General features: G+C 44.3%; 23 protein-coding genes and 1 other annotated feature. Of the genes, 8 read left to right on the top strand and 15 right to left on the bottom strand.

The genetic code is table 11. The features are described from left to right. Positions 1-93: 93 nt before the first annotated feature. From clpB to rluD, 3 genes are all read right to left on the bottom strand, one after another. Positions 94-2,667 carry an ATP-dependent chaperone ClpB gene (gene clpB, locus ACXAFJ_RS01955; RefSeq protein ID WP_475321051.1) on the bottom strand — a complete coding sequence of 858 codons (2,574 nt, stop codon included), beginning with the start codon at positions 2,665-2,667 and terminating at the stop codon, positions 94-96. 195 nt (positions 2,668-2,862) lie between these two features. Beyond that, complete coding sequence (gene pgeF, locus ACXAFJ_RS01950; protein ID WP_475321050.1) at positions 2,863-3,609, bottom strand: peptidoglycan editing factor PgeF; 747 nt, start codon at positions 3,607-3,609, stop codon at positions 2,863-2,865. Then, a complete protein-coding gene (gene rluD, locus ACXAFJ_RS01945) occupies positions 3,610-4,587 on the bottom strand; it encodes a 23S rRNA pseudouridine(1911/1915/1917) synthase RluD (RefSeq protein WP_475321049.1) in 978 nt (325 codons plus the stop codon). A gap of 134 nt (positions 4,588-4,721) precedes the next feature. On the opposite strand from rluD, the gene bamD reads away from it, so the two are divergent. From bamD to yjjX, 4 genes are all read left to right on the top strand, one after another. Then, complete coding sequence (bamD, locus tag ACXAFJ_RS01940) at positions 4,722-5,450, top strand: outer membrane protein assembly factor BamD (RefSeq protein WP_475321048.1); 729 nt, start codon at positions 4,722-4,724, stop codon at positions 5,448-5,450. Positions 5,451-5,809: 359 nt separating this feature from the next. After that, positions 5,810-6,127, top strand: a complete 318-nt coding sequence (gene hpf, locus ACXAFJ_RS01935; RefSeq protein WP_475321046.1) for a ribosome hibernation-promoting factor, HPF/YfiA family — start codon at positions 5,810-5,812, stop codon at positions 6,125-6,127. Between the two features lie 112 nt (positions 6,128-6,239). Beyond that, positions 6,240-6,360, top strand: a sequence feature (Phe leader region). Between the two features lie 16 nt (positions 6,361-6,376). Then, a complete protein-coding gene (pheA, locus tag ACXAFJ_RS01930) occupies positions 6,377-7,558 on the top strand; it encodes a prephenate dehydratase (RefSeq protein WP_475321045.1) in 1,182 nt (393 codons plus the stop codon). After that, positions 7,558-8,073: an inosine/xanthosine triphosphatase gene (gene yjjX / locus ACXAFJ_RS01925; RefSeq protein WP_475321044.1), complete on the top strand. Its 516-nt coding sequence runs from the start codon at positions 7,558-7,560 to the stop codon at positions 8,071-8,073. The genes pheA and yjjX overlap by 1 nt, the downstream gene beginning before the upstream one ends. A gap of 68 nt (positions 8,074-8,141) precedes the next feature. On the opposite strand, the gene trpR is transcribed toward yjjX, so the two are convergent. Then, positions 8,142-8,444: a trp operon repressor gene (gene trpR, locus ACXAFJ_RS01920; RefSeq protein WP_475321042.1), complete on the bottom strand. Its 303-nt coding sequence runs from the start codon at positions 8,442-8,444 to the stop codon at positions 8,142-8,144. 16 nt (positions 8,445-8,460) lie between these two features. Beyond that, a complete protein-coding gene (sltY, locus tag ACXAFJ_RS01915) occupies positions 8,461-10,395 on the bottom strand; it encodes a murein transglycosylase (protein WP_475321041.1) in 1,935 nt (644 codons plus the stop codon). A 661-nt stretch (positions 10,396-11,056) separates the two neighbouring features. Here sltY and ettA point away from each other — a divergent pair. Beyond that, positions 11,057-12,727 carry an energy-dependent translational throttle protein EttA gene (gene ettA / locus ACXAFJ_RS01910; protein WP_475321040.1) on the top strand — a complete coding sequence of 557 codons (1,671 nt, stop codon included), beginning with the start codon at positions 11,057-11,059 and terminating at the stop codon, positions 12,725-12,727. A gap of 133 nt (positions 12,728-12,860) precedes the next feature. Then, the gene (locus ACXAFJ_RS01905; RefSeq protein WP_475321039.1) at positions 12,861-13,235 is read left to right on the top strand and encodes a PilZ domain-containing protein; all 375 of its coding nucleotides are present in this window, start codon (positions 12,861-12,863) and stop codon (positions 13,233-13,235) included. A gap of 100 nt (positions 13,236-13,335) precedes the next feature. Here the strand turns inward: ACXAFJ_RS01905 and tyrA are convergent, their stop codons facing one another. The 3 genes from tyrA to nagZ form a co-directional block, all read right to left on the bottom strand. Beyond that, on the bottom strand, positions 13,336-14,463 hold the full coding sequence (gene tyrA, locus ACXAFJ_RS01900) for a bifunctional chorismate mutase/prephenate dehydrogenase (RefSeq protein ID WP_475321037.1): 1,128 nt from the start codon (positions 14,461-14,463) through the stop codon (positions 13,336-13,338). Positions 14,464-14,474: 11 nt separating this feature from the next. Continuing rightward, entirely contained in the window at positions 14,475-15,545 is a 1,071-nt protein-coding gene (locus ACXAFJ_RS01895; protein WP_475321036.1) for a 3-deoxy-7-phosphoheptulonate synthase, read from the bottom strand. 114 nt (positions 15,546-15,659) lie between these two features. After that, complete coding sequence (gene nagZ / locus ACXAFJ_RS01890; protein WP_475321035.1) at positions 15,660-16,646, bottom strand: beta-N-acetylhexosaminidase; 987 nt, start codon at positions 16,644-16,646, stop codon at positions 15,660-15,662. A gap of 97 nt (positions 16,647-16,743) precedes the next feature. Between nagZ and ACXAFJ_RS01885 the strand changes: the two genes are divergently transcribed. After that, complete coding sequence (locus ACXAFJ_RS01885; protein ID WP_475321034.1) at positions 16,744-17,850, top strand: anhydro-N-acetylmuramic acid kinase; 1,107 nt, start codon at positions 16,744-16,746, stop codon at positions 17,848-17,850. Positions 17,851-17,905: 55 nt separating this feature from the next. On the opposite strand, the gene ACXAFJ_RS01880 is transcribed toward ACXAFJ_RS01885, so the two are convergent. From ACXAFJ_RS01880 to murJ, 6 genes are all read right to left on the bottom strand, one after another. Beyond that, positions 17,906-18,250, bottom strand: coding sequence for a DUF2799 domain-containing protein (locus ACXAFJ_RS01880; RefSeq protein ID WP_475321032.1), 345 nt, complete (start codon positions 18,248-18,250; stop codon positions 17,906-17,908). Between the two features lie 421 nt (positions 18,251-18,671). Then, positions 18,672-19,634: a 4-hydroxy-3-methylbut-2-enyl diphosphate reductase gene (gene ispH, locus ACXAFJ_RS01875; protein ID WP_475321031.1), complete on the bottom strand. Its 963-nt coding sequence runs from the start codon at positions 19,632-19,634 to the stop codon at positions 18,672-18,674. Positions 19,635-19,655: 21 nt separating this feature from the next. Next, a complete protein-coding gene (fkpB, locus tag ACXAFJ_RS01870; RefSeq protein ID WP_475321030.1) occupies positions 19,656-20,087 on the bottom strand; it encodes an FKBP-type peptidyl-prolyl cis-trans isomerase in 432 nt (143 codons plus the stop codon). Between the two features lie 144 nt (positions 20,088-20,231). Then, positions 20,232-20,732 carry a signal peptidase II gene (gene lspA, locus ACXAFJ_RS01865; protein WP_475321028.1) on the bottom strand — a complete coding sequence of 167 codons (501 nt, stop codon included), beginning with the start codon at positions 20,730-20,732 and terminating at the stop codon, positions 20,232-20,234. Between the two features lie 46 nt (positions 20,733-20,778). Continuing rightward, entirely contained in the window at positions 20,779-21,711 is a 933-nt protein-coding gene (gene ribF, locus ACXAFJ_RS01860) for a bifunctional riboflavin kinase/FAD synthetase (RefSeq protein ID WP_475321027.1), read from the bottom strand. Between the two features lie 161 nt (positions 21,712-21,872). Continuing rightward, positions 21,873-23,429, bottom strand: a complete 1,557-nt coding sequence (gene murJ, locus ACXAFJ_RS01855; RefSeq protein WP_475321026.1) for a murein biosynthesis integral membrane protein MurJ — start codon at positions 23,427-23,429, stop codon at positions 21,873-21,875. A gap of 299 nt (positions 23,430-23,728) precedes the next feature. Between murJ and rpsT the strand changes: the two genes are divergently transcribed. Next, positions 23,729-23,989, top strand: coding sequence for a 30S ribosomal protein S20 (rpsT, locus tag ACXAFJ_RS01850; RefSeq protein WP_475321024.1), 261 nt, complete (start codon positions 23,729-23,731; stop codon positions 23,987-23,989). Positions 23,990-24,066: 77 nt separating this feature from the next. Here rpsT and ACXAFJ_RS01845 read toward each other — a convergent pair whose 3' ends face one another. Continuing rightward, positions 24,067-24,363, bottom strand: a complete 297-nt coding sequence (locus ACXAFJ_RS01845; protein ID WP_475321023.1) for an ArsR/SmtB family transcription factor — start codon at positions 24,361-24,363, stop codon at positions 24,067-24,069. Between the last annotated feature and the right edge of the window lie 102 nt (positions 24,364-24,465).

Here is a 24,465-nt window from a genome sequence, read left to right as displayed (position 1 = left end):
GAAGGCAATAGCCAAATCGCAATTAAAATAGAAAATGGGTTCGTTTGAACAAGATTCAACCAAACCCGCTATTTTGACGCTTATTTAAGACAATTATTGATGAGCAATGATTTGTTCACCGCTCACAATTAATTGTACTTTTTTGTCCGGTACGATGCTTCCAGACAATATCGACTTCGCTAGTGGATTCTCCACCGATTGCTGAATCGCCCGTTTAAGTGGCCGTGCACCATAGACAGGATCAAACCCAGCAGCGGCTAAAAACTCCAACGCTTTATCTGACACTTCCAGTTCATAACCCCGCTCTTCCATTCGGTTTGCCAACCTTTGTAGTTGAATAGCGGCTATTGACTTGATGTGTGCTTCTCCCAATGGATGGAACACTACATTCTCATCGACACGATTCAAAAACTCAGGTCTAAAGTGCTGGCCCACTACTTCCATTACTGCATCTTTAATACCTTGATAGTCTAACGATGCAAAATTTTCCTGTATTCTCGTCGACCCTAGATTGGAAGTCATGATTACCACACTGTTTCGAAAATCAACAGTTCGACCTTGGCCATCAGTCAAACGTCCGTCGTCCAAAACCTGAAGCAACAAGTTAAATACATCCGGATGAGCTTTTTCGACCTCATCTAATAGGATTACCGAATACGGTTTGCGTCGAACTGCTTCTGTTAAATAGCCGCCCTCTTCATACCCCACATACCCAGGAGGTGCGCCAACGAGTCTTGCGACTGAGTGCTTTTCCATAAACTCGGACATATCTATACGGACCATCGCATCTTCGCTATCGAACATAAAGCTAGCGAGCGTTTTACAAAGCTCTGTTTTGCCGACACCTGTAGGACCTAAAAATAGAAACGATCCAATTGGTTTATTGGGATCGGATAAACCAGCTCGACTGCGGCGAATAGCATCTGATACCACAGCCACAGCTTCTTCCTGTCCTATCACTCTCGAATGCAGGACTTCCTCCATGCGCAGAAGCTTTTCTTTTTCAGCTTCAAGCATTTTGGAAACCGGAATTCCTGTTTGCTTGGAAAGTACCTCTGCTATTTCAGCGTCACTGACTTTATTGCGCAATAGTGTCATTTCTTGCATTTCAGCTTGTGTTGCTAAATCTAACTGTTTTTCCAGTTCTGGAATTTTTCCGTATTGAAGTTCAGACATTCGACTTAAATCGCCCGCTCTTCGTGCAAACTCCATATCCATACGAGCTTGCTCTAGTGCAGATTTAATATGTTGAGTGCCGGACAACGCCGCTTTTTCGGTATTCCAAACTTCCATCAGTTCAGCAAGTTGACGTTCTTTATCGGACAGCTCTTCATTGAGCATTCCCAATCGTCGTTCGCTCACTTCGTCAGTTTCTTTACTTAATGCTTGCTGCTCTATTTTTAGCTGGATGATTTTTCGCTCTAAACGGTCTAGCGCTTCTGGTTTGGAGTCAATCTGCATTCGAATACTGGATGCGGCCTCATCGATCAGGTCAATGGCTTTATCCGGTAACTGCCTATCAGAGATATAACGATGGGAAAGACTGGCCGCAGCAACAATCGCAGGATCGGTAATTTCTACATGATGATGGAGCTCGTAACGCTCTTTAAGACCGCGGAGTATCGCGACCGTATCTTCCACTGACGGTTCATCGACGATTACTTTTTGGAAACGTCGTTCTAACGCTGGATCTTTTTCAATGTACTTGCGGTATTCATCCAGTGTTGTAGCACCAACACAATGCAACTCGCCTCGAGCAAGTGCCGGTTTGAGCATATTACCCGCATCCATTGAGCCTTCACCTTTACCAGCTCCAACCATGGTATGTATTTCGTCGATAAAGAGAATGACATTGCCTTCCTCTTTAGCTAACTCGTTGAGGACCGACTTTAAACGCTCTTCAAACTCACCACGATATTTGGCGCCTGCAACCAGAGCTCCCATGTCGAGAGACAATACTCGCTTGCTTCTCAGACCTTCCGGCACTTCACCATTAACTATTCGCTGGGCCAAACCTTCAACAATGGCCGTTTTACCAACCCCCGGTTCACCAATAATAACGGGGTTGTTTTTGGTACGACGCTGCAACACTTGGATCGTGCGTCGAATTTCATCATCACGACCAATAACCGGATCAAGTTTGCCTTGTTCAGCTCGCTCGGTGAGATCCACCGTGAATTTCTCCAACGCTTGGCGCAAATCCTCAGCATTTTGGTCTTTTACCTTCTGACCACCGCGAATTTTTTCTATTGCTTCAGATAACTTACCTTCGGTAATACCGAGGGATTTTAATAGTTCTCCCAGCGGACCTTTATCTTGTAGAGCGGCTAACAAAAAAATCTCTGACGAAATGTAAGCGTCTTGGCGCTTTTGGGCAATTTTGTCGCACAGATTAAAAATGGTGCCCATTGCTGCCGAGAGTTGAACATCTCCTCCAATGCCACTGACTTTGGGTAACTTGTCCAAAATTTCACTCAACTTTGAGCGAAGTTGGGTCATGTCTACATTCAATAACGTAAACAATGGACGCACTGGACTGCCATTTTGATCGAGTAAAGACACCATTAAATGGACTGGTTCAATATACTGATGATCACGCCCAAGTGCTAAAGACTGGGCATCTGAGATCGCTATTTGAAATTTGCTGGTGAAACGATCGAGACGCATTGGTAAATCTCCTACCCTAGTTAACGTGAACATGAAAAATGCTCTCGCCTAGCGACCGTAATATGACTTAAGAGATTGTTTTAAGGTCGTTGAAAACAGACGAGCGGTGTTATCTATAACATGGTCATAGCACCGCCCTATTTCAAGACCTGAGAAGGAATATGAATGCTTTATGTTAACTGAGTTTTAGAGGGATTAATCAGCAATCCAAATAGAGGAGGCTTGTCGCCCAGTTTGTCCATCTCTTCGATAAGAAAAGAAATCGGGATTGCTAAAGGTGCAATACTCACCACCGTAGATACGATCGGCACCTAGCTCTCTCAAACGAAAACGAGCAAGCTGATAGATATCAGCCAAATACTTTGTTTCTGAGCTGCCTTTTTCTAAGGTTTGTCTTGCAACAAAAGCCTGCTCGGATATTGCCTGTTTGTCGATAAACGCTTGCCGGACTTCCGGTCCTACTTCAAACGCATTGGGTCCTATTGCAGGACCAAGCCAAACTAGAACATCATCGGAAAATTTGTTGAGTGTATTTTCGATTATTCCGTCTACCAACCCGCGCCAACCTGCATGAATTGAGGCAACTTGAGTACCCTTCGAATTAGTTACTAGCAGCGGCAAGCAGTCTGCTGTCATCACAGTGCAAACCACACCAGGTTCTGTTGAAAAACTTGCATCAGCTTTGACTGGCAATGTTTTTGGCGTTTTACTAGCTTCAACAACTCGCGTTGAGTGGATCTGATCTAGCCAATATGGTGCACTGGGCATTTCAGATTCCGATTGAAGCAAGCGTCTATTTTGGCTAACAAGATCTGGATCGTCGCCGACATGTTGTCCCAAATTTAAACTTGAATACCCGCCAGCCGATTGTCCGTCGTGACGAGTTGTTGAAACGGTTTTCACATGTTGAGGCGCAGGCCAGTTTGCTGTTAGCCAATTCATTTAGTACTCGTCCGGCATTCCGTGTTGTTTAGTATCTTCGCGCAACATTTCTGTCATTTCGACCATGTCGTCAGGGATTGGAGCGTGAAACTCCAACTCTTCACCCGTAACTGGGTGGTCAAATCGCAACATGGCGGCATGAAGTGCTTGACGATCAAAGTTCCGAATTCGATCGGTCAACTCTTGGTTGGCACCAGTCGGGATTCTCGCTCGCCCACCGTATGGTGTATCACCTAATAGCGGATGTTGAAGATAAGCCATATGCACTCGAATCTGGTGAGTACGACCGGTTTCCAGTCTTAATCGAATACGAGTATGCTCTCGGAAATGCTCGGCCACACGATAATGTGTCACGGCTTGCTTTCCCATAGGCGCAACGGCCATCAAAGTACGTTTTGTAGAATGACGCCCGATGGGCTGATCGACTTTGCCACCAGCCGTCATTCGGCCAATCGCTATCGCTTCATATTCTCGAGTAATATTGCGCTTTTGAAGTGCTCGAACTAGACGGGTCTGAGCTGGGACTGTTTTTGCTACAACCATCAGGCCTGTCGTATCTTTATCTAGACGATGAACGATACCTGCACGAGGTACTTCTGCTATTGCAGGGAAGTGATGAAGCAATGCATTGAGCACAGTTCCATCTGGAGTACCCGCTCCCGGATGTACTACAAAATCTCGAGGCTTATTAATCACCAAGATATCGTCATCTTCGTAGACAATGTTCAACGGGATATCTTGTGGTAGCCAACGTTCTTCGTCTTCAAGCTCTGCAATCAAAGTGATAGTTTCACCACCCATGACCCGAGTTCTTGGTTTGGTCACTGTTACGCCATCAATCGTGACCTTGCCATCAAGCAACCATTCTTTAATACGCGAACGGGAAAAATCGCCAAACAATTCGGCTAGGGCTTGGTCTAATCGTTGACCAAGTTGTGTGTCTTTAACAGTATCTGTTAATTCAATCTGCTGAGCCATATCGAACTTTTTTAAAAACAGTGAGACTAATTGTCACGACTGTGGAAAAATGTGTGATTTCTTCATTGTATCTGTTACGCCAGTGAATGTAACGAACACACTAGAAATAAATACTGAAGGACACGACGCCTGAAATGAAATTGCAAACTCTCTCTGGATTATTGGCTATAACCTTGTTAGCTGGGTGTGAAAACACACCCGCTGTAGTACCTGATGTTCCGCCCTCTATTTTGTATTCAGAGGCTCAAACGGCTTTGCAAGAAGGTGCTTGGAACTCGTCAATAGAAAAATTGGAGGCGTTAGATTCACGCTATCCGTTCGGCGCGTATTCGGAGCAGGTGCAACTTGATTTGATTTACGCCTACTACAAAAATGGTGACCTTGCGTTAGCTCTTGCAACAATAGAGCGATTTTCTCGCTTAAACCCAACTCATGAAAAGTTAGACTGGGTAATCTACATGCGCGGTTTGAGTAATATGGCTCAAGACACCAGCATCATGCATGAAATACTTAATATTGAACGTAGCGACCGCGATCCTGAGCCGGCAAAAGCCGCTTTTGCAGATTTCAAAAAGCTACTACTGCGCTTCCCGAATAGCCAATATGCGCAAGACGCGCAAAAGCGTCTTGAGGCGTTGAAAAATCGTCTTGCCAACTATGACCTCGCTACTGCCGATTTTTACTTGCGACGTGAAGCTTGGATAGCAGCAGTAAAACGCAGCCAAGAGATCCAACGCTCGTACCCAGATACCATTGCGGCGCGAAAGTCATTGTGGATTCAACTTGAAGCATACAAACAGTTAGGCTTGGAAGAGTCGGTTGAACGTACTAAAGAGCTCATTCGCTTAAACCCGAGCTACTGATAACCAAAAATTAAGATGAAATTAAAAAACGCCTAGAATTCGTATTCTAGGCGTTTTTTTTAAGATTCTTTGTAAGTGTTCAAGCCTGCGAACGAATTGAAGTGTAGCATTCAAAATATTTAGCTCGAACAAAGCCACTAAAAACGGAGATTCTTAGTAACAAACTTAATCCAATGTACGTCATTGAACGTAACTTTCAAGCAAAACCGTACAATTAATTAAGTACTATTCGCAGTTAGTCACACTCCCTGAAAACCTTGTGTTCACGACAATATAAAATGACTTAGATCACATTTAATTTGGCCTGAATGAGTAATCTGAAAGTGAGCCGAATGAAAAGAGACACAGAGGAGTCACTTATGAAAGTAAATTTAACTGGCAAAAACATCGAAATCACCTCTGCAATCCGCAACCACATCGAGAAGAAACTGGGTAAGTTAGAAAAATGGCAAGCGGATATTATTGGATGTCAGGCAAGCTTCAGCGAACAACCAAATAAGCAAAAGAAATTTGAAGCGGTGCTTACCATTCCAAATGGTCAATTAATCGCATCTTCGACCCATAACGACCTGTATATCGCTATTAACGATGTAGAACAAAAACTGGAAAGACAGCTAAACAAGGCGAGACATAAGCCAGAAGCGAGAAGAAACGAAAGAGTTGCTGTGGCAGAATAGTCGAATACCAGATAATCAATTTCTAAACGTGGTGCCTAGAGCACCACTTTTTTTCTTGACCTCTTAAGCATGCTTGCTTATTGTGTTTTTGCATTCATTAATACGAGTTTTTTATGCAGTTTTCCGTGTTCTTTTTTGAGTTTTTCTTTAGCCACTAGATTTGGGGGCTAATTCGTTTTCGAAAGAAAAAGTCAAAAACGAACACAAGGCCTCCGAAAGGAGGCCTTTTTCATTATTAAGGACATAAACATGAGTGAAACCGCCAGTTCGTTGGAAGATATTCGACAACGCTTAAATCAACTTGATGACCAACTACTGTCTCTGCTTTCCGAGCGCAGACAACTGAGTCTGCAGGTCGCCAAGAGCAAAGTAAAAACCTCTAAACCCGTTCGCGATGCCGGTCGAGAGCAGCAGCTATTAGTTAAACTCATTACCAATGGTCAGCAGAAATACGATCTAGACGCGGAATACATTACCAAACTGTTCCACACCATCATTGAAGATTCTGTGTTGCTGCAACAAGCATACCTTCAAAACTTGGCAAACCCAGAGTTGAGCAGAAAACCATTAGCGCGCGTTGCGTTTCTTGGTTCCAAAGGCTCTTATTCACATCTGGCCAGCAATGAATATTTCAGTCGAAAAAACAACGAACTGGTTGAGCTAAACTGTCCGAGCTTTAAAGACGTCGCAAAAACCGTTGAATCCGGTCACGCCGACTTTGGGGTGTTGCCGATTGAGAATACGAGTTCTGGTTCGATCAACGAAGTGTATGACTTGTTACAACACACTACTCTTCACATTGTTGGGGAAATTACACTCCCGATCGAACACTGCCTGCTGACTACACAAGACATTCACCTTGAAGATATCAGAGTCTTGTACTCTCACCCGCAACCCCACCAGCAATGCAGTGAGTTTTTAAGCAGACTGAAAAACGTGACGTTAGAATCTTGCGCAAGCACGGCTGACGCTATGCAGAAAGTGAAAGATTTAAATCGTCCGGATGTTGCAGCGATAGGCAATGCCAGCAGTGGAAAGCTTTACGGGCTTCAGCCAATGCAAAGCCAAATCGCTAATCAAACAGAAAACCATACTCGCTTCATCGTTGTCGCTAGAAAACCAGTCGATGTCTCCCATCAAATCCCGGCCAAAACTACTTTGATTATGTCGACGTCCCAAGAAGCGGGAGCGCTGGTAGATACCTTGCTCGTTTTGAAACGTTACCACATCAATATGACCAAGCTGGAATCGCGCCCAATTATGGGTAACCCTTGGGAAGAAATGTTTTATGTTGATTTAGATTCCCACGTTGAATCAGAGGCAATGCAACACGTTCTCCAAGAACTCACTAGTATTACCCGTCACGTCAAAGTGCTCGGTTGCTACCCCAGCGAGAATGTCAAACCAACACAAGTACAGTTACCAAACTAATGAATAAAGTTGTCGTCGCATCTCTAAACCCTGCAAAAATCAAAGCCGTAGAAACGGCATTTGCAGCAGCGTTTCCGGATCAGGTGTTTAATATCAAGGGTGTATCCGTGCCCAGTGAAGTACCGGATCAACCTATGTCAAACGATGAGACTAAACTAGGCGCGGTTAATCGAGTCAAAAATGCGCAAACACTCGAACCGGATGCCCTATTTTACGTTGGTTTAGAAGCAGGATTTGAAGGTGGAGCTACGTTCGCGTGGATGGTGATTGAATCAAATGGTCAAAGGGGTGAATCACGTTCTGCCAGCTTGCAATTGCCTTCAGCCATTTGTGAGGAACTCTATCGGGGAATTGAGCTCGGTGACGCCATGGACAAAGCGTTCGCAACCGATAACATCAAACAGAAAGGTGGTGCAATAGCATTACTCACTAACGACCTTTTGACGCGCAGTTCGGTATACCATCAAGCGCTTATACTCGCACTCATTCCTTTTCTCAATCCCAACCATTTTTAATGTTTGATAGCTCTTTAGATAAGAATAAAACGGCCGCTGTAATTAGCGGCCATTTTTATAATAGGGAATCAGTTAGAACTGGACAGTAACTCGACTAATTGTCGCTTAGTTTCTTCATCGACCGACTTCAGCTCATTCGATCCTCGGGTAATGGTCGCGACACCTACTCCCAACATCTGACTGATTTGTCTTTGAGAGAGCTCACCTTTCAACAGTTCATTGATGATATTTACTCGAGAAATCAGAGCATCACGCTCATCCGGGGTCAGTAGCATAGTTAATAAACTCTGAAACTGCTCACGTTCAACGCTGGTTTCAATAAGGTCTAATAATTGTTGCCAGCTTTGATAATCCGGTTTTTGTGAAGTCATCGTTGCCCTTTTGTCACTAATACTTAGCGTTCAACTCGTGTGATTTTAAGAATACGCCATCGACTTCCAGTAAGTCGCGGTAATAACTCTCAAACATTAGAATATTTTGAACATAGCCACGAGTCTCAGTAAACGGTATGGTTTCAATAAACGAGAATACATCTAAAGTTTCCGCGCTGCGCTCTCGCCACACCGAGACTCTGTGTGGTCCGGCATTATACGCTGCAAAAGCAAAAATTCGATTGTTATTGTATCGGCTGAGTAAGCTCTTCAGATAACGGCTACCGATTTCGATGTTTTTGCCAACTTCAAACAAATCCGAGCTACCTTGATATGACAACTTGTACTTTCGTGCTGTGTACTTCGCGGTTGACGGCAAGATTTGCATAATACCTTTTGCCCCGGCTCCTGAACGCGCCTGCGAATCGAAAGCACTTTCTTGTCTAGCCACAGACATCAAGGTGAGTGGGTCAATATCCAATTTGTCTCCGTAAAAATTAAACCACCATTGGTGCGCAACCGGAAAACGAATTTCCAAATGGTCCCATGCTCTGGCTTGAATACTTGCTTCTACGGTTAAATGATGCCAACGCTGCTTCGCCGCATAACCCGCTAACATTTTGCGTTGATTGACCGAAGCTCGACTCAACAACCAACGCCACTCAAGTTTTGCCGCGCCGATTTTATCGCGGACAATCAGTTCATCAATCCGTTCTAAATCAGAAGTGAACTTTGCGATGGTCTGAAAATCATAATCCAGCCACATGTATGAAAAGTCATAACTTTGCTGTAATGACGTTGCTGCCGCCACACTGTAAAAATTCCTTTGACCCAGAAGCTGCTCCAACCGCTTCATTCCATTGGTGACAATTCCCTGCTCTACTTCAGCTCGACCCAACCAGTATTGCCAACGCATCGATTGCTGTGTTTCGTTAGGAAGTATATGAATCCAGCTTTCAACATTACTCCAATCTTGTTCTTGAATAGCTAATCGTATTCTACGTTCAATTAACCGAGTGCTGCTGCTAGATTTTATGGCGCTATCACGCCATTTTTTGGCTGCCATCTCATCAGTATTCATCAAACGCCAACCGATTGAGTCGAACACTTTTTGCCTGGTGTTTGAATCCCAATTGGCACGCTTTGCGACAAAATCAATTTGTGACTGGACAACATCTGGTTGGCTGCGGCCCCATTTTTTTGCTGCACTGGCCACTAACTCTTGATTAAACTCTGACATGCTATTTTGCTGAACAAACCGAACTACGCGCTCCGGCTTTTGGTAAAGTTCAATTACATGCTGCGCTTGTCGTTTACTATGAGGGCTATTTAATTTTTTACTTAGGTATTTCATCAAGCTCAGGTTTCGCTTGTCGAAAGCCAATAGCATTCTTTCCAAAATCAGTGCATCTGTCTGAAGCCCTGCTTTTTTCCACGCGGCAAACAGATCATCACAACTGTCATCAACACTGTGACCATTTAAATAGAGCTTTTCAGCTCCCTTCCACGCCCCTTCAAGCTCACCGACTTTCCACTTTGCCGTGTAATAAATACACTGATATTTCTGCCCTTTGGGTTCGGTTGCTTTGTAATCTAGAATGTCTTGCCACTTTTGAGTTTCAAACTTTGCATCTAAATATTCTGCGCTAAGCCAAGCAGAGAAAGGATAGGCTTTGTGGTTGTCTTCAAATTGAGTTGCTTGCCTCGGGGACTTATTTTGTAAATCAACCAAAAATGCTCGGTAATCTAAGTAAGGTGCAAGTGGGTAGCCAGTCAGTTGGTTGATCGATGATTGGTAAAAAGCCAGATCCTTCTTATCCAATGCCTCTTGTACTTGGTCATACAAGTTTCTTTGCTCGTTGAGCGATAATGCAAACGCACTGCTTGGTGCAAGCATCACCCCCATAGAGGTTAAAAGCCAACTCACTTTGGCTTTTGAAGAGAAATACATTTACCTAGTCCTTTTGAAGCGCCGCGCACTAATTCATAGTCCAGTGCGTCTGAATAGTTACTGGTTCACATGAAAACTTATAGAAGATGTGGCACCAATGAGTTTAATTATAGAAGCGACTTACCTAGAAAAGTTTCTATCAAGTTTACGGAAACTCTCTGTCAATAGGCCTTTGTGCGCCTTGTGCCACATCTTTGGCCCGAAATCTTGAGACATTACTACGTAAAACACTAGGGCGTGTTGACCTTTCGCGATTAAATTTTGTTCGGACTAGGCGTCCCCAGAAAAAAGCGTTTTAATCGCGGCGAGAGGTTTGTAGCCTAGTCATTCTAAGCAAAACATCTCTCAACAAAGAGTAAAACGCTTTTAGCCCGGGGCGCGCAGCCGAACCCTACGGGCAGCGTTTGTGGCTCCTTTCTACGGCGTTATCGGCTTATCGAGTAGAATAACTACGCATCAAAGCCTCTGCCTTGTATAAAGAACCCACAAACGGCTGCAAAAATCAGCTCGAAAGGTCAACACGCCCTAATAACCACCACCAAAACCTGAGCGATTTATCATGGAAAAACTATACTCAGTCTCAATGACTGGGGTATGACAGATTCAGAGAATTTGGATAGAATGCCCAGCGAAATAAATACTTAATTGGGAAAGTCGGTCGATGGCTGAATACGTTTATACCATGTCGCGGGTGAGCAAAATTGTGCCACCTAAGCGTCAAATACTTAAAGATATTTCTCTAAGCTTTTTTCCTGGCGCCAAAATTGGTGTTCTAGGTCTGAACGGTGCGGGTAAATCTACCTTACTGCGTATTATGGCAGGCATCGATACCGACATTGATGGTGAGGCTCGTCCTCAACCTGGTCTAAATGTTGGCTACCTTCCTCAGGAACCGGTTCTCGATGAAACTAAAACCGTTCGCGAAATTGTTGAAGAAGCCGTTTCAGACGTGGCTGGTGCTTTAAAGAGACTGGATGAGGTGTACGCTGAGTATGCTTTAGAAGACGCTGACTTTGACGCTCTTGCTAAAGAGCAAGGTGAGCTAGAAGCACTGATTCAAGCCAAAGATGGTCACAACCTAGAAAACTCATTGGAACGTGCTGCGGATGCATTGCGTCTTCCTGAATGGGACCAAAAAATTGAACATCTGTCTGGTGGTGAGCGCCGCCGTGTTGCCATTTGTCGTTTGCTTCTTGAAAAGCCAGACATGCTGCTACTCGATGAGCCAACCAACCACTTAGATGCTGAATCTGTGGCTTGGTTAGAACGATTCCTTGTGGATTACACGGGTACTGTGGTCGCCATTACGCACGACCGTTACTTCCTCGACAATGCGGCAGGCTGGATTCTTGAACTTGACCGTGGTGAAGGTATTCCATGGGAAGGTAACTATACATCTTGGCTAGAGCAAAAAGACGCGAGACTGCAACAAGAAGCGTCTCAAGAAAAAGCGCGTCAAAAGACAATCGAGAAAGAGCTTGAGTGGGTTCGTCAAAATCCGAAGGGTCGTCAAGCTAAATCAAAAGCTCGTATGGCACGCTTTGAAGAACTGCAAAATACAGATCATCAAAAGCGTAATGAAACCAATGAGCTATTTATCCCTCCTGGTGAGCGTTTAGGTGACAAGGTTATTGAAGTCTCGAACTTAACCAAGTCATTCGACGGCCGAGTTCTAATTGACGACTTGTCGTTCAGTATGCCAAAAGGGGCAATTGTCGGCATTATTGGTGCGAATGGCGCTGGTAAATCGACCCTATTTAAAATGCTAAGTGGTACCGAACAACCTGATAGCGGTACGATTGACATGGGTGACACGGTTCAACTGGCTTCGGTTGACCAGTTCCGCGATTCCATGGACGACAGCAAAACCGTATTCCAAGAAATCTCGGAAGGTGCTGACATCATCAAAATCAATAATTTTGAGATCCCTGCTCGCGCTTATTGTTCACGTTTTAACTTCAAGGGCTCTGATCAACAAAAGATAATTGGTGAACTGTCTGGGGGTGAACGTAACCGCGTGCACTTGGCCAAGCTGTTGAAAGCCGGCGGTAACGTACTACTGCTCGATGAGCCAACCAACGATCTCGACGTTGAAACGCTACGAGCACTGGAAGAAGCCTTACTTGAATTCCCAGGCTGTGCCATGGTGATCTCGCACGACCGTTGGTTCTTAGACCGCATCGCAACCCATATTATCGACTACCGCGATGAAGGACAGGTTAACTTCTACGAGGGTAACTACACCGAGTACATGGAGTGGTTGAAGAAGACACTGGGTCCTGAAGCAGCTGAACCTCATCGTATTAAATACAAACGTATTGCCAAGCAATAAGTTAACTCATACTTTACTAGCCGCTCTCAAGAGCGGCTTTTTTGTCGACACGCCCTAGGTATCTTTGTTCATATGACTATAGAATAACCAAATTCTCTGCTAGGCTTACTGCAGGTGTACTTAGGAACTTCACATGACAGAACGACGTCGTTTTTCCAGAATTATCTATCATGCCCCCGCTGAGTTAACCCAAGCCGGGAGAGTGGTTACTGTTCAAATTCGTGATTTATCACTGCACGGATTGTTATTGATTAGTGCTGAAGATACCGATTGGATCGATGCGACTCAAAATGTAGCAATATCATTTACGCTACCAGACAGTGATGTTTGTATTGAAGCAACAGCCGAAGTATTGGAAAACCATATTTCCCAGTTAAGGCTGAGTATTGTCAATATCGATATTGACAGCATTGGTCATTTAAAAAGATTGGTTGAGCTCAATGTGGGTAATGATGATTTACTGCATCGAGAAATCGAACACCTGTCAGACTTAGGCGAAGAACACTAAATAAATGGCATGGTTAAAAAACGAAAAGTGGCTTTAAAATGCCACTTTTTTGGTTTCATTGGTTTAAAGTGTAACTCGACTTTCCACTCGTCTTCCGTGGTTACTGTCTGTGAATCGAGTCATTGGCTTGCTTCAACAACTTCTGGCTTTCTGCCATAAAGGACTGCGAATAGTCACCAAACCAATCTGATACTTTAGAAAACTCCTCGACAAATCTGCCTTTGTCTTTTGCATCGAGAATTTCAAGTGCATCCCCGAAGCACTGATGAAAGCGGCGAATCATCGCAATGTTATCGTCTGAAGACAAAATGATGTCTCCGTACAATGACGAATCTTGTGCAAATAAGCGGCCTACCATGGCTAGCTCAAGACGATAGATCGGTGAGCTCAAAGCCAGAAGATCATCAATATCCGGGTTTTCCTGACTCAAGTGTAATCCATACGCAAAAGACGTGAAGTGACGTAATGCTTGGATCAATGTCATGCCATTGTCGTGCTTTTCAGCATCCATAGCACAAAGACTCGCTCCCCAAATCTTGAACTGCTCTAACAGCCACTGATAATTTTCAGCACCACGTCCTTCACAATGAACAATGACTTGTTTTGCTAAGCTAGGAACATCCGGACCAAACATTGGGTGCAATCCTACTACTGGTCCAGCGTGTACCTTCATCATTGCCTGCAGTGGCTTATTCTTAATCGAAGTTAAATCGCAGAGAATACAGTTTTCAGAGAGGTTGGTTAGTTTATCAATGACGGCTTCGGTTAAATGAATCGGTACCGTGACCACAACTAGACCTGCTTGGTCGAATACGTCGTTTGCTTTTTCCCAGTCATCGCGCCCCACAATTTCAACGTCATAACCAGACAACGTGAACATCTTGGCAAACAACCTACCTAGCTGTCCACGACCACCGATAACGACAACTTTGCCTAATTCAGGTTTTAAACATTTAAAGCCCGAATCTTTCTCGCTGGCATAGGATTCACGCATGGTACGACGCAAAATATCTTCAATAAGTTGAGGCGGCACGCCCATTTTTTCCGCTTCTTCGCGTCGAGATGCCAACATAGCTGCCTCTCGATCTGGCGCATAAATAGGTAAACCGTGCTGACTCTTAACCTGACCTACTTTTTCTACCAAAGACAAACGCTGCTTAAGCAACGATAGTATTTGCTTATCGACGGCATCGATATCATCGCGAAGATCTGCCAACTCAGCGGCCATATTTACCTCAACTACTTAATTCTGTTCTCTAGAAAAGGAACCAGTTCTTTGTGCGCATGACGCAGTAGCGTCTCAGTGCTTTCCCAACTGATACACGCATCAGTGATAGATACACCATACTTCATTTCTGAAGGAGACAAATCCGAGGACTGATTACCTTCATTGATATGACTCTCAATCATCAATCCGGTGATCGAGCGATTGCCTTCACGAATTTGATGGATCACATCTTCTGCAACTAAAGGCTGTCTGCGGAAGTCTTTGCGAGAGTTAGCGTGACTGCAGTCGACCATTAGCGAAGCTTCCAATCCCGCCTTGTCCATTTCTTGTTCACATTCGGTCACTGACACTGAATCATAATTCGTCTGCTTACCGCCACGTAAAATGACATGGCCATCTGGGTTGCCTTGCGTGGTAAGTAACGCAACTTGACCTTCGCGGTTAATACCCATGAAACGGTGACCAGAGGCTGCAGCCTGCATAGCATTGATTGCCGTTGCGAGACTGCCATCAGTACCATTTTTGAAGCCAATTGGCATAGACAAACCACTGGCCATCTCGCGGTGGGTTTGCGATTCGGTTGTACGAGCACCAATCGCAGCCCAGCTAAATGTATCCGCTAAATATTGTGGGCTAATTGGGTCTAACGCTTCTGTCGCAAGTGGGATGTCCATCTCGGCCAGATCCGTTAGCAACTGGCGCCCTACATGTAACCCGTGTTCAATATCAAACGAACCATCCAGATTTGGATCATTAATCAAACCTTTCCAGCCTACCGTTGTTCTTGGCTTTTCAAAGTAAACACGCATCACGATGTACAGTTGATCCGATAGCTCGGCCGATAACGCTTTTAGCTTTCTAGCGTACTCTTTTGCAGCATCGACATCGTGAATTGAACAAGGACCACACACCACCAAAAGGCGGTGATCCTTTTTATGAATGATATTGGCAATAGTCTGGCGAGACTCTTGAATACTTCTGCGTGCTTTTTCACTCAGCGGTAGTTTGGCTTTTAGTTCTTCCGGAGTTATCAGAACCTGCTCTTCACTAATGTTGACATTACTCAGTTCACTTTTTTTCATGGCGACCAACCCGTACAAAATATTTTACAAAATAAGAAACCTTTAGATTCAATTTATCAAAAGCCAAAAAACAGTCAACCGTAAATTATAAAAAACACATATGTAAAATTATTTTTACATGTTGAGAATTTTATCTAACTCGGATTTTGCCTCTGACCAACGAGTTGATGCGCGAAGTGTTTTCCAATCGTAGTGCTGACCTGCTTGCATCAAACTTGCCTTTTGACAGACAGTAATAGGCAAGTTATCGAGTACTTGAACCTGAGATGCACGCTTATTGCACATGAGTAACATATCGCAGCCGGCTTCTAATGCTTGTTGGGCCCGTTCTGCCGCTCCGCCCATTACGCTGGCGCCCTCCATACTTAGATCGTCTGAGAAAACCAATCCATCGAAACCTAATTGCTCTCTTAGTACCGACTGTAACCAGTATTTAGAGCCGCTGGCAGGTTGGTCGTCGTAATGAGAATAGATAATGTGCGCTGGCATCATGGCATCTAACAAATTGTCATCGATCAATCTCTTAAACACTGATATGTCTTTACTATGAACCTCGTCTCTTGGGTCGATAGGGGTTTCGAGGTGAGAGTCGGCTTCTACTGCGCCATGACCGGGAAAATGTTTTCCCGTCACTTTCATTCCAGCAGCTTTCATACCGTGAATAAAGGCTTTCGCTTGTTGGTAAACCTGATCAACTTGATCAGAAAAAGCGCGGTCGCCGATGGCTTTACTTTGGTGTCCAACATCCAGAACGGGAGCAAAGCTCAAGTCAATACCATGTGCGAGCAGTTCCGAAGCCATCAGCCAGCCCCCCTGCTTAGCGGCGAATTCTGGCTGCTTGGCATTGAGATAGTGCTTAGCAGGAGGCAGTAAGCTAAACTCTTGTCTAAAGCGCTGCACTCTACCCCCCTCTTGGTCAACACCAATCAAAATGGGGCGCTTTGCCGCGCTGCGAATAGTTCGAGTCAACTCGCGTAACTGCATAGAATCATGGAAGTTACGCGCAAATAAGATCAACCCACCAACTGTTGGGTGCTGCAAAATCTCTCTGTCTTCTGCGTCTAACTCATACCCTTGAACATCAACCCAAAGTGGTCCCATGTGCCCTACTCTCCAAAACTAAACCTACTTGCTGGTCGAGGTTAGGGGCATTTGATATTAAATACAATGAATATCCAAATATCTGAGGGGATGACCGATGCGAGAGCTGTATATTGGAGTAATGTCTGGTACTAGTATGGATGGCGTCGACTGTGCGTTAGTAGAGTTTACTCACCACTATCCCAAACTACTCGAGTTTTACGCACACCCAATGCCCTTCGCGCTCAAAGATCGCCTTCAGGCTATTTGCTTAGGTCAACCCACCAGCCTTGCAGAAGTCGGCGAACTTGATCATTTACTCGGGCACTTGTATGCGAATGCTATTAACGCATTTTTGGCGAAACAAAATCTTGCACCGTCAGATATACGAGCCATTGGCAACCATGGTCAAACCGTCTTTCACAGTCCTGAACAACCCAATCCCTTTACCATGCAAATTGGTGATGCCAATATCATTGCTGCACGAACGGGCATTGATACTATTGCCGATTTTAGACGCAAAGACGTGGCGTTAGGTGGGCAAGGTGCTCCCTTAGTACCTGCTTTTCACAACACCATTTTTGCACCTCAAGACTCCAGTGTTGTGGTATTAAACATCGGTGGTATCGCTAATATTTCGGTATTGAGCTTGGATTCACCTGTTATTGGTTACGATACTGGACCGGGTAATACCTTGATGGATATTTGGGTAGCAGAGCAGTTTGACCAAAAATACGACTCGAATGGCAAACTGGCATCTCAAGGGAATATTATCCCTAAAATGTTGGATGCCATGTTAAACGATAGTTACTTTGCCAAAGCGTATCCAAAGAGTACGGGAAGAGAATTGTTCAACCAACAATGGTTGGCTCAATTTATAAGGCCAGAATATAGCGCAGTTGATGTTTTGCGAACACTCAATGAACTCACCATCATCACCATTACCGATCAAGTTACACGCTATAAGCAAGGCTCTAAACCAGAGCTACTGGTATGTGGTGGCGGCGTTCACAACGCTATGTTGATGAAAGGGCTACAAGATAAGCTTCCGGATTGGCATGTTGCTCCTACCTCAGAAAAAGGCATCAATACCGATTACATGGAAGCCCTCGCCTTTGCATGGTTAGCAGAACGATTTGTGCATAATATGCCGAGTAATCTACCTGAAGTTACCGGCGCGAGTAGAAGTGTTCCGCTTGGTGTTTTATACCCTAAAGTTGTCTAACGACAAAGGCCTCTGAGTAGAGGCCTTAAAATTAAACAATTTGCTGTAGAGATACTTACTGGTTCTTGTACTCGTCCCAGCCACGTTGCCATTCCATGCGGAAACGTTGACCATCCGGTGTATTCTCACATACGCCTTCATAGTACTGTCCCGATACCCCTATTTGATAAGCAAAATTGGGGTTACAGAATTCATCAATACCGACCAGATAACCTTCATCGTAATCATGAACTCTTGGCTTACCCAGTTCAGCTAAATCTCGTTGAGAGCGCTGTCGATGCCCTGCTACTCCATCTTGATAGCCAATTTGATACCAGTTGCCCTCTTCAGCGAGGTCCTCCACTGAAGCGACACAGCCCGATAAAGTGAACACAACAACCATTAGCAAGAAACTACGCATTATTTATTCCAATCAATTAGTTACTCATACCTAAGCAATCTCACTATGCAACATCAAACAAAAGTTCGCTATGTACTTGCTTTAAAAAGCCACAAAATATTGAGCCTGACCGCGTTTAAGATCAAAAAAGCCGACATTTGTCGGCTTTAGAACAATTAGGACGTGTTGACCTTTCGAGCTAATTTTTGCAGCAGTTTGTGGATTTTTTATACAAGACAGAGGCTTTGAAGTGTAGTGTTTCTACTCAATAAGCCGATAACGCTGTAGAAAGGAGCCACAAACGCTGCCCGCAGGGTTCGACTAAAAGCGTTTTACTCTTTGTTGAGAGGTGTTTTGCTTAGAATACTAAGCTACAAACCTCTCGCCGCGATTAAAACGCTTTTATCTCGAACAAAATTTAACCTCGAAAGGTCTACACGCCCTACTCAACTTGCTTTATCTGCAGCTCTTTCGGGACTTCAAAAAACATGTTTTCTTCTCGACCCAACACATTCTCAACAGAAGTCGCGCCTAACTCTTTGATGCGATCCACGATCTGATTCACCAACTCTTCAGGAGCGGATGCACCAGCCGTCACGCCAACGAGCTTTTTGTCGGTAAACCAGTCTGAAACAATGTCTTCAGGGCAGTCGATTAAATGGCCTGGTGTGCCCAACTTTTCAGCCAGCTCTTTCAGGCGCGTAGAGTTAGATGAATTTTTTGAACCTACCACAACCATAACATCAACCATGGTCGCGAGCTCTCTAACCGCATCTTGACGGTTCTGAGTCGCGTAGCAGATGTCGTCCTTGCGAGGTCCTTGAATATCAGGAAACACTCGGCGCAGCTCTTCAATCACATCCGCCGTTTCATCGACAGATAATGTGGTTTGACTGACATAGTGTAAGTGAGAGGTGTCTTTAACAATGCTTTTTAGACCTTCAACATCACTTGGTGTTTCAACCAAATACATACCACCAGTCTCGCTAGCATACTGACCCATGGTACCTTCTACTTCTGGGTGTCCGGCATGGCCGATCAAAACAACTTCCATGTTTCTGCGGCTCGCTCTGGCCACTTCCATATGTACTTTGGTCACCAAAGGACAAGTTGCATCAAACACGGTTAGATCACGTGCTTTGGCTTCCTGACGGACAGCTTGAGATACGCCATGAGCGGAAAAAATCACGATGTTGTCATCGGGCACTTCATTGAGTTCTTCAACAAAGATCGCACCGCGCTGCTTTAAACCTTCAACAACAAAGCGATTGTGAACCACTTCATGTCGAACGTAGATAGGCGGCTGGTACATTTCAAGCGCTCGCTCAACGATGCTGATCGCTCGATCCACACCAGCGCAAAACCCTCTGGGGTTTGCCATTAGAATTTTCATCTCATTGCTCATGATTGTAATCGTGTTTTATCGTTATTCTACTGACAAGATTTGCACATCAAAAGTGACATCTTGACCGGCTAGTGGGTGGTTAAAATCAACGGTCACGGAATCTCCGGCTATATCGGTAATGATACCTGGAATTTCCATACCGCCCTGCCCACTGAATGACATGATCGTTCCAACTTCAACATTGTCTTGTCCCATAAAACGGGTGCGATCCATATGATGAATGTTGTCTGGGTTCGGCAATCCAAACGCATCTTCCGCTTTTAATTCGATCGCTCGTGATTCACCCGCGGTTAAACCCAACAAACATTTTTCGAAATTTTCGCTAAGGCTACCATCACCCATTACGAACTTAGCGGGTTTGCCCATATTTTCAGTACTGTCTGCTACCGAACCATCGGAGAGCTTAATAGTGAAGTGTAACGTTACGGCAGAGTTATTGCTGATTACAGTCACGAGTAATTCCTTTGTTGAAGCGACGATTATCGTTTTGTTTTAAGTTAACGCGGTTTGAACGCGAGAAACTCGCGACACGACTATTCATATACTAAAAAGCGCCATCTCGATCAACGGACGACGCTTGTGGTTATTTATCAGTGACTAGCTTTTTTTTTGACTTCTGAACCCATCGAGAATGATCATAGCGGCGCCAATCACTATAGCCGCATCAGCGAGGTTAAAGGCTGGCCAATGGTAATCACCCCAATAAAAATCCAAATAGTCGACCACGTAGCCATACAACAATCTGTCATACATATTGTTGCCGATTGCCCCGCCAATAATCAGAGCATAGGCTAGATTGTTCCATTTCTCAGTGTAAGGCAATTTACTCATCCAATAGATAAGTGTGCCACATACCGCCACGGCGATTGAGACAAAAAACCAACGTTGCCAACCAGATTGATCACTCAAAAAACTGAATGCGGCTCCGTAATTATGCACGTACAGCAAATTGAAAAACGAAGTGACTTCAATGCGATGTTCCCAGCCGTAGCCCATGTTGGCAACCACTAGATGTTTAATTGCAATATCCGCTAAGAACACCACAATCGCTAACCACAGCCAACGTACACCGCTTTGTTTAATAGAAGGGACTGACATTAAAACCTCTAATTTAGATTATTCTTATTCGCTATCCGTTAACTCTCTAGCATCTATTGGCTAGGTATTCACGGGCTTCGGTAGCATCGCGGTCTATCTGAGTTTTTAGAGCATCAAAAGACTCAAACTTTTTTTCATCTCTCAGTTTTTCAAGCAGCCTTACTTCCAGCTGCTTGCCGTAGAGATTGCCGACAAAATCAAACAAATGCACTTCCAGTTGCTGTCTGACGCCGTTAACCGTGGGCCGGTTGCCGATATTGGCCACGCCACCAGCTGGTGTATTCCCTAAACCAAGGACCTCCACTACATAAACTCCAGAAACTGGAGAAACACAACGCTTTAAAGGCAGATTTGCGGTAGGAAATCCTATGGTACGCCCTAGCTTTCGACCATGAGAGACTCGTCCAGTTATGCTATAAGGGCGCCCCAACATGCGTTTTGCACTGGACAAATCATCCGTGGCTAAGGCTTGTCGTATCGCGGTACTGCTTACTCGGTGTTTTTCTACACAAAAACTTTCAGTACTGACAACATCAAAACCAAACTGTTCGCCGGCTTGTTGCAACATAGAAAAGTTACCCAAGCGCTTTTTACCAAAACAAAAGTCGTCGCCTACCACTAGATATTTTACATCTAGCTTTTCGACTAACAGAGACTCAATAAAGGTCTTCGCTTCCAAACTGGCAAAGCTTTTGTTGAAGTTGACACAGACCAAGCGATCGATACCCAGGTTACGTAAATACTGATACTTATCTCGTAAGCGAGTGAGACGAGCTGGTGCATTTTCGCCAGCAAACAACTCAAGAGGTTGAGGCTCAAAAATCATCACTACCGCAGGTAGGTTCATGGATTTGGCCTGAATCAGAAGCTTTTCAAGAACGTTCTGGTGCCCCAAGTGAACACCGTCGAAATTGCCGATGGTTAACACGCATCCTTGATGATGCGCTTTGAGATTGTGGATGCCTCGGACTAATTCCATAGTTTTGAATACACTTCTGAGATTTAAGACAACATTGCGATTAGCAAACGTTAAGGTCAGGAATTATACCCAAGTCAACCTAAGATGAAAGGCGACTTCAGCATTACTCCACAGCCGATTCATCTTTAGTCATAACAAACTGAATAGCCATGGGCGATTTATCACACTGCCTTGAAATCTTTAACACGAATACCCGTCACCAATAAGCTCGCCAAATATGAGATCCCCCCTAATGCGATCATTCCAAATAGCCAAGCACTTCGTTCTAACAAGTCCTTTTCTAACCACGCATTAAAATCGGGTATTTGCCACGTTATCACTGTCGCCATCGCGACGCCTGAAAGCATAACCTTTAATGCAAAACCAATGGTTGAACGCGAAAGCTGGTAAACCTCAGCAAGGTGTAAGCCTCTATAAAGCAATGCCATATTAACGAATGCCGACAAAGCGGTAGCGATAGCCAATCCCACGTAGCCGTAAAACCAGGCAAAGATCCCGTTAAACATCATATTGGAGACCATGGCAATAATTCCATACTTAACGGGGGTTTTTGTGTCTTGTCGCGAGTAATAACCGGGAGCCAAAACTTTAATAAGCATAAAATTGACCAAGCCAGCCGCATAAGCAATTAGAGATAATCCCGCCGCTTGTACATCTGCTGGTGAAAACTCGCCACGCATAAACAGCACCATTAACATAGGTTCAGCCAACACGATCAATCCCAACATGGCGGGTATCCCTAACACCAACACCATTTTGACGCCCCAATCCATAGTCTGAGCAAAGGCCTCAGGTTGAGAATCAACATGTTTTCTAGACAACGCTGGTAGAATAACCGTGGCAATGGCGATACCAAAAAGCCCTAAAGGAAACTCCAAAAGTCTATCGGAGTAATACAGCCAACTTATCGAGCCGGTTTGTAAAAAACTGGCGATAAAGGTATCCAACAATAAGTTGATTTGACTAACAGATACGCCGAATAAGGCAGGAATCATTAAAGTTCGAATTTTAACAACGCCCGGATCTTTCCAGCCCCATTTAGGTCTGACTAACACCCCGGCTTTATAGAGAAATGGCAGTTGAAATAAGAACTGAACCAGCCCGCCTAAGAACACCCCTATGGCAAGCCCTATTTCTGGTTGAGATAAGTTTGGAGCAATCAAAGACGCCGACAGTATGATCATCACGTTGAGAAACACGGGTGTGAACGAAGAGACGGCAAATTGTCCTAACGTGTTAAGTACTGCACCAGAAAGAGCGACAAAAGTAATAAACCAGAGATAAGGAAATGTGATTTTGAGAAGGAAGCTCGCAAGCTCAAACTTGGAAGAGGAAGGTCCATCATTTAGCCAATCTAAAAACCAACCAAAGCCAAACATCGCAGTGACAACACCCGATCCAATCACACCGAGTAAGGTAACAATACTCACAATAACACCAAGTGTGCCCGAGGTCTTGGCAATCAAATCTCGCGTTTTGTTCGGATCATTTTCAGCTTGGACTTCTGTTAGTACAGGTACAAAGGCTTGAGAAAAAGCCCCTTCAGCAAATAATCTGCGCAGAAAATTGGGAATTTTGTTGGCAAAGAAAAAGACATCCGCATTAGCGCCTGCACCCATCAAATTTGCTACCACAATATCGCGGACTAACCCTAAGACTCGGGAAACTAGCGTCATGCTACTGACAATCATCCCCGATTTTAATAATCGACGGCTCACACCAACCTCTGAGTAAACGCAAAGCTACAATATAGTGTCACATTCAACGCTAACGTCATCAAACTTAAAGAAAACGGTAAGATTAACGAGGATAAAGCGTCGACAACGAGTATAAGTATTAGCAATGCAAAAAAAATACTGTTAGAATCCCCGCCATCTTAACCGTGAAGACAAATTCAATCCAAACTAAGTTTGGTTTAGATGAGTTTTTGCACAAACCATTTGACATTGGGGCTCAAATGAGGGATATTCCTCGCCCTTAAATTGTCACCGAACTAAAGTTTTTGGGAGTTAGACCCTTGGCAAATAGTAAATCTGCTAAGAAGCGCGCTATCCAAGCTGAAAAACGTCGTCAGCACAACGCTAGCCGTCGTTCTATGATGCGCACTTACATGAAGAAAACTGTTGCTGCTATCGAAGCTGGCGACAAAGAAGCTGCAACTGCTGCGTTTGCTGCAGTTACACCACTACTAGACCGTATGGCAACTAAAGGCCTTATTCACAAGAATAAAGCAGCGCGTCATAAGTCTCGTTTCTCTGCACAAATCAAAGCTCTTTAATAGACTCTGATTTCATGAGAAAAGAAAAACCGGCTCAGGCCGGTTTTTTTATATCTGAAAAACGGCGTTTAGCCGATTTAGCTCTCGCAATACATGGAATACAGCAGCTTGATCATTTGCTGTACTTCTTCACTACTCAATGTGTAGTAAACAGTTTGTGCTTCTTTTCTCGTATGTACCAGCCCATCGCGTCTCAACCAAGCGAGGTGTTGGGATAATGCCGATTGACTCAAACCAAGCTGCTTACCCAGTTCACCGACAGACAGTTCTTTACCGTGAAGTATGCACAGTATCTGAAGTCGTCTTTCATTAGCCATCGCTTTTAGCAACACAACGGCTTGAGCAGAGTTTTTCTCCATATCCTGTAAATTCATCAGCGCATACCTCATTACTGTAATCATAGTAAAACACAGTGAAAACACTTCAGTTTCACAACGATTAACGCTTACTAAACAATCCTATACATTATAAAGATA

The organism is Vibrio sp. ABH4_348, assembly GCF_056159765.1.
This window is presented reverse-complemented; position numbering and strand designations above follow the sequence as displayed.

Coding starts and splice junctions, on each gene's coding strand:
- tyrA (WP_475321037.1), bottom strand. CDS start 14,463: ATGGCCGCTGAGTTGGCAGATCTTCGCGATGATATCGATGCCGTCGAT.
- sltY (WP_475321041.1), bottom strand. CDS start 10,395: ATGTATTTCTCTTCAAAAGCCAAAGTGAGTTGGCTTTTAACCTCTATG.
- pgeF (WP_475321050.1), bottom strand. CDS start 3,609: ATGAATTGGCTAACAGCAAACTGGCCTGCGCCTCAACATGTGAAAACC.
- rluD (WP_475321049.1), bottom strand. CDS start 4,587: ATGGCTCAGCAGATTGAATTAACAGATACTGTTAAAGACACACAACTT.
- yjjX (WP_475321044.1), top strand. CDS start 7,558: ATGAATAAAGTTGTCGTCGCATCTCTAAACCCTGCAAAAATCAAAGCC.
- lspA (WP_475321028.1), bottom strand. CDS start 20,732: ATGTCAGTCCCTTCTATTAAACAAAGCGGTGTACGTTGGCTGTGGTTA.
- ACXAFJ_RS01895 (WP_475321036.1), bottom strand. CDS start 15,545: ATGAAAAAAAGTGAACTGAGTAATGTCAACATTAGTGAAGAGCAGGTT.
- clpB (WP_475321051.1), bottom strand. CDS start 2,667: ATGCGTCTCGATCGTTTCACCAGCAAATTTCAAATAGCGATCTCAGAT.
- ACXAFJ_RS01880 (WP_475321032.1), bottom strand. CDS start 18,250: ATGCGTAGTTTCTTGCTAATGGTTGTTGTGTTCACTTTATCGGGCTGT.
- ribF (WP_475321027.1), bottom strand. CDS start 21,711: ATGGAATTAGTCCGAGGCATCCACAATCTCAAAGCGCATCATCAAGGA.
- ACXAFJ_RS01885 (WP_475321034.1), top strand. CDS start 16,744: ATGCGAGAGCTGTATATTGGAGTAATGTCTGGTACTAGTATGGATGGC.
- ispH (WP_475321031.1), bottom strand. CDS start 19,634: ATGAGCAATGAGATGAAAATTCTAATGGCAAACCCCAGAGGGTTTTGC.
- hpf (WP_475321046.1), top strand. CDS start 5,810: ATGAAAGTAAATTTAACTGGCAAAAACATCGAAATCACCTCTGCAATC.
- trpR (WP_475321042.1), bottom strand. CDS start 8,444: ATGACTTCACAAAAACCGGATTATCAAAGCTGGCAACAATTATTAGAC.
- bamD (WP_475321048.1), top strand. CDS start 4,722: ATGAAATTGCAAACTCTCTCTGGATTATTGGCTATAACCTTGTTAGCT.
- ACXAFJ_RS01905 (WP_475321039.1), top strand. CDS start 12,861: ATGACAGAACGACGTCGTTTTTCCAGAATTATCTATCATGCCCCCGCT.
- pheA (WP_475321045.1), top strand. CDS start 6,377: ATGAGTGAAACCGCCAGTTCGTTGGAAGATATTCGACAACGCTTAAAT.
- ACXAFJ_RS01845 (WP_475321023.1), bottom strand. CDS start 24,363: ATGAATTTACAGGATATGGAGAAAAACTCTGCTCAAGCCGTTGTGTTG.
- nagZ (WP_475321035.1), bottom strand. CDS start 16,646: ATGGGACCACTTTGGGTTGATGTTCAAGGGTATGAGTTAGACGCAGAA.
- ettA (WP_475321040.1), top strand. CDS start 11,057: ATGGCTGAATACGTTTATACCATGTCGCGGGTGAGCAAAATTGTGCCA.